This is a genomic window from Candidatus Saccharimonadia bacterium (assembly GCA_035544015.1).
Taxonomy (GTDB): Bacteria; Patescibacteriota; Saccharimonadia; order UBA4664; family UBA4664; genus UBA5169.
In genome coordinates this window covers 1-1,301 of the sequence record DATKIP010000015.1, presented here as the reverse complement: position 1 = coordinate 1,301, position 1,301 = coordinate 1, and the positions used below count along the sequence as shown (strand labels likewise).

The 1,301-nt window shown below is 61.0% G+C and carries 1 protein-coding gene; it reads left to right on the top strand.

From position 1 onward, the window contains the following. Nucleotides 1–84: 84 nt before the first annotated feature. Nucleotides 85–1,116, top strand: a complete 1,032-nt coding sequence (locus VMT30_02000) for an IS110 family transposase (protein ID HVQ43716.1) — start codon at nt 85–87, stop codon at nt 1,114–1,116. The last annotated feature ends 185 nt before the right edge of the window (nt 1,117–1,301 follow it).

Genomic DNA, 1,301 nt, shown 5'->3' with positions numbered 1-1,301 from the left:
CTGATGCTGTGGACGGCTCCTCCACCGGCGCGTGAGCGCCATGGATGTGGGTGCTGTTAGGGCCCACGATTCGGAGGAGCTATCATGCAAGCGGTTACGACAATCGGTCTTGATATCGCGAAGTCAGTCTTCCAGGTTCATGGCGTCGATGCAGAAGGCAATGTAATTATCCGCCGTCAACTGAAGCGCCGCTACGTTCTGGCATTCTTTCAGAAGCTGCCGCCGTGCCTGGTTGGCATCGAAGCATGTGCCTCTTCGCATCATTGGTCTCGTGAGCTCCGCGCGCTTGGCCACCGTGTTCGGCTCATGCCACCTGCCTACGTGAAGCCCTACGTCAAACGACAGAAGAACGACGCTACCGACGCCGAGGCCATTTGCGAGGCGGTAGGCCGGCCGAACATGCGGTTCGTCGAGACCAAGACGACTGAGCAGCAAGGCTGCCTGATGCTCCATCGCACGCGCCATCTCTTCATCCGCCAACAGACTGCGGTGATCAATGCTATCCGTGCTCATCTTGCCGAGTTTGGAATCGTTGCACCGGTCGGACGTAACGGGGTTGACCAACTACTCGGCGTCGTCGCCGATGCGAATGACAAACGATTGCCCGCGGTCGCACGTGCGTGTGTTGCCGCTCTAGGCGCCCAACTGCAGATGTTGAAGGCACAGGTCCTCCAGTTCGATCGCTTGATCAGAGCCTGGCACCGCTCCAGCGAGATAAGCAAACGGCTCGATGAGATTCCCGGCGTCGGCCCGGCGCTGGCGACCGCCCTGGTTGCCAGCGTTGCAGATCCGAAAGCTTTCCGATCAGGGCGGGACTTCTCGGCATGGATCGGGCTCGTGCCAAAGCAGAACTCGAGCGGGGGGAAGGAGCGGCTCGGCAGCATCAGCAAGCGAGGCGATCGCTATCTGCGCAGCCTGTTCACGGCGGGCGCACTCGCCGTGATCCGCTATGCCAAAATCCATGGCACCAAACATCGGCCATGGCTCACCGCGTTGTTGGCGCGGCGACCCACAAAGGTCGCGGCCATCGCGCTGGCCAACAAGCTCGCCAGGATGGCATGGGCGATGATGGCGAGAGGTGAGCGGTACAGAGAACCTGCCGCGCTCGCGGCGTAAACGAGATCACACCGGACATCCGGCGTGATGTGACGGTTGGGAGGGCGAACAGCACGTAATGCAGAGCCGGTCGATCCGGCGATCAGGACAACCCACAACGGGCCAGAGCATCTTTGAATGCGTGGTTTTGACCGGGACCTGATCCGCGGAGGGCATTATGGCCAGCGGTCATGTGAACCGCACTA